3 protein-coding genes and 1 pseudogene are annotated in these 3505 nt (G+C 57.9%); 1 reads left to right on the top strand and 3 read right to left on the bottom strand.

All coding sequences use genetic code 11. The features are described from left to right. The 3 genes from HMPREF0044_RS01260 to HMPREF0044_RS08410 form a co-directional block, all read right to left on the bottom strand. The coding region (locus HMPREF0044_RS01260) for an HAD-IC family P-type ATPase (protein WP_211205068.1) at window positions 1–1110 on the bottom strand (1110 nt) is incomplete at its 3' end. Between the two features lie 261 nt (window positions 1111–1371). Next, window positions 1372–1668, bottom strand: a complete 297-nt coding sequence (locus tag HMPREF0044_RS08045; RefSeq protein ID WP_211205067.1) for a heavy-metal-associated domain-containing protein — start codon at window positions 1666–1668, stop codon at window positions 1372–1374. Window positions 1669–1769: 101 nt separating this feature from the next. Then, on the bottom strand, window positions 1770–2156 hold the full coding sequence (locus tag HMPREF0044_RS08410) for a sensor histidine kinase (protein ID WP_006546284.1): 387 nt from the start codon (window positions 2154–2156) through the stop codon (window positions 1770–1772). Window positions 2157–2542: 386 nt separating this feature from the next. Here HMPREF0044_RS08410 and HMPREF0044_RS08255 point away from each other — a divergent pair. Beyond that, window positions 2543–3046, top strand: a pseudogene (locus tag HMPREF0044_RS08255) (restriction endonuclease, SacI family). The last annotated feature ends 459 nt before the right edge of the window (window positions 3047–3505 follow it).

Genomic DNA, 3505 nt, shown 5'->3' with positions numbered 1-3505 from the left:
GGCCTCCGCGGCGGCGGCCAGGGCCAGCAGCTCGCCCTCGGTGACGCCGACAGCTGCCGCGACGCCGGTGACCGCGTGCGCACCCTCGGTCAGGGTGCCAGTTTTATCGAAGAGCACCACGTCGATGGCGCGCATCCGCTCGAGCGCCATCCGGTCCTTGATAAGCACACCGGATTTCGCGGCCCGCTCGGTGGAGATCGCAATGACCAGCGGAATCGCCAGGCCCAGGGCGTGCGGACAGGCGATGACCAGCACCGTGACCGTGCGCACCACGGCATCGTCCGGGCTGCCGATGATGGTCCACACCACCGCGGTGATCAGAGCGGAGATCAGTGCGAACCAGAACAACAACGCCGCCGCCCGATCCGCCAGGGCCTGGGCCCGGGAGGAGGACTCCTGGGCGTCGGCAACCATGCGTTGGATCCCGGCCAGGGCGGTGTCCCCGCCGGTAGCCTCCACCCGGATGCGGACGGTGTTGTCGGTGGCCACGGTACCGGCGACCACCTTGTCACCGGTGTCGCGGAAGACGGGACGGGATTCGCCGGTGATCATCGCCTCATCGAATTCGGCGGATCCGTCGAGGATGGTTCCGTCGGCCGGTACCCGGGCACCGGCCCTCACCAGCACGACGTCGTCGACGACCAGCTTGGAGATGGCCACGGTACGGGTGGTCCCGTCGATGACTTTCTCGGCCTCATCCGGCAGCAGGGCAGCCAGCGCGTCAAGCGCGGAGGACGCGGCCCCGAGAGAGCGCATCTCCAGCCAGTGGCCCAGTAGCATGATGGTCACCAGCAGGGCCAGCTCCCACCAGAAGTCCAGGTCAAAACCGCCCAGCCCCAGAGTGGTGACCCAGGAGGCTACAAACGCCACGGTGATGGCCATGGCGATCAGGAGCATCATCCCGGGTTGGCGGGATTTCAGTTCCGTCCATCCGCCCTTGAGGAAAGGCGTTCCGCCGTAGACGAAGATAATCGTGCCCAGTACCGGGGGGATCCAGGTGGAACCGGGAAATGCCGGGAGGTGGTAGCCGAGCAAGTGGGCGACCATGGGGCTGAAAATAACGACGGGAATGGACAGAATCAGCGACCACCAGAAGCGATCCCGAAACATTGCGGTGCTGTGCCCGGCGTGTTCGCCGTGACCATGAACGTGGTAGTCTTCGTCCAGGACGGAGTGCGGCTGATCGTGGGGCATCGCCTGACCGTGGGTGTCGGCATCCGCGTGGTGTTCGTGGCCGGCATAATCCGGGTGGTTGGTGTGGTCTGTTTCCGGAGCGGGGTGATCACCATGGTGATCACCGGAATGATGGGGAGTGCTCATGACGTTCCTTTCGCTCAACCCGGTCGGGGTCGAGATGATGGATAAAACTGATCAGGATAAGACGGAGTAGCCGGACTCCTCGATAGCCCGGCGAACCATCTCCGGAGGTACGACACCGGTTACCGTGACGGTGGAAACGCCACCAGCAACGAGATCAACCTGGACCTCGTTGACCTGAGGGAGGGCCTGAAGGGCCTGGGTCACGCTTTTCGCGCAGTGCCCGCAGGTCAGGCCGGTGACCTGGTAGCTAGGGGAGGACCCTCCTACTGACGAGTCGCTGGCGACAGGGATGGAGGCGGTGTCGGCACGTGAGACAGATCCGCAACAGCTGCAGCCGTGGGAGACCATCGGCAAGAGGCGAGGCGGGGAGGTGATCATGGGAAAGCTCCTACGGGTCGGTGGGATGCGGCGATGTAACCCTCTAGCATATACCGCCCTGGGGTATATTTTCAAGGGGTGGAGGTCACGGCCCTCACGCGGGGAAGGGCGTGGTCACCGAGCAGCCTTCTCACTGTCGGGAGGGGGCAGCGGGAGGCAGAGGGCAAACACCGCTCCGCGACCGGGTCCGGGGGAGGTGCGGTGAGAGTGCCGCCGTGGGCCTCGATCAATGCCTTGGAAATGGTCAGACCGATACCAGCCCCGCCGTCGTCCCGGCTGCGGGCGGCATCCCCCCGGTAGAAGCGTTCGAAGATGTGTCCGAGCTGGCCAGGTGGGATGCCCTCGCCGTCATCGGCGACGTGGATGAGCGCGGTGGACGCCCCCTGTCGGTGGACGCTGATCCGGACCTGCCCGCCGGCCGGGGTGTGCCGTAGCGCGTTCGACAGGAGATTGCTCATCACCTGGCCGAAGCATTGCCGGTCCACGAGCACCCGGGCAGTGTCCGTAATGGTCTCGACCTGTAAATCGACGCCTTTGTCAGTATAAGCTTCCCCGCGGCAGCAGCGGCGGTATGGAGCAGATCCCCGAGCCCTTCCTCCGCCAGGTCTAAATCGATCCGGTGTTCCTGGGCCCGGGAGGCATCGTCGATGTCTTCCATCAACCACCTCTGCTCTTGAGCCAGGATGAGGCATTTGAGGCATTGGTATATGCGATGAAGAAGTTGGTCGATATTGTGACTTCCAATATCCCTCCGATTGAGGTAGACACTTCGGGATTTGATGATTAAGTAGTAGCTACAGGGTTTTTTCTAGACAGGCTATTGAATCATAATTGCGGCGGTGAAGTGCTTACACTCGTTACCGCAAGTGTACTCAAGCTGCATTTCTCGAGTGATAGCCGCTACCTAGTTGAGCCTCACAACCTGAATCAGAGTGGAGCATCATCTCGCGAAGTTTCAGATCTAGATGTATATCATTAAGATTCGCTGTTTGCGCTATTTGAGTTGAAGGACAAAAATTTCTCAGTGTCCGATGTGCGTCACGCTGTCAAAAAAGCTCAAGAAGCCCAGCAGAATTCACTTAACTTTGTTTACGGTAGGCATTCGGATTTCGATAGAAAAGCAGTAGATGATTATCGCAAACATTTAATGGCAGATGGCTTCATTCTTAATGTGGTTTCAGTAGACTCTTTCATTTTTGTAATGCTTACGATCATCGCCGATCTGACCCTCCAAGAAATCGTGGAATCAATGATTCAAATAATTGAGGAATGCAAGTTTTCTGCAGATTCAAAGAATCTAGTTTTTGAACTGTCGCAAGACATAGGTGAAGAGTTCTCGAAGGCTTAGCCGCATAATTGGAGTTCACCCTCGCACGGAGCTTGGGCCAAGCTTAAAGTAAAGGATCTTTGTTTGGTCCCGTTCGGGAATAAGCGTCGGTGGCTTGCCACCGCAGCCTAATTAACAGTCACCTTTAGAGTACCTCTAATGAGTGAGAAGCCCCCTGTTTTCTAGGTTAAACGCTTGTTTCTACCGCTCTAGCAGACCCAGCTTATTTGTATCCTTTATGGAGCGCAAACAGGGTTATACGACATTTGGTGTTGCTGGGGACCCGATTTTTCCTTGTTATTACTGGGGGAAGTTGGGTTTTTAGTTTGGTGTGGTGAACTATTAGGTTAGACATTTAGTGTTGCTAGAACAGTGACTTTTCGTTGTGTTTGCGGTTAAAAGTCGGTGTTTTAGTTTGCGGGTTTCATTCTAGGGGTATGAATATTCCTAAATGCCCTGCTTGTAGTAATCAAATGACCC

Origin of the sequence: Gleimia coleocanis DSM 15436, from assembly GCF_000159015.1 — a bacterium.
In the GTDB taxonomy this organism is placed as follows: domain Bacteria; phylum Actinomycetota; class Actinomycetes; order Actinomycetales; family Actinomycetaceae; genus Gleimia; species Gleimia coleocanis.
Note: the sequence above shows the minus strand (reverse complement) of the source record. Positions and strands in the feature narration are given on the sequence as shown.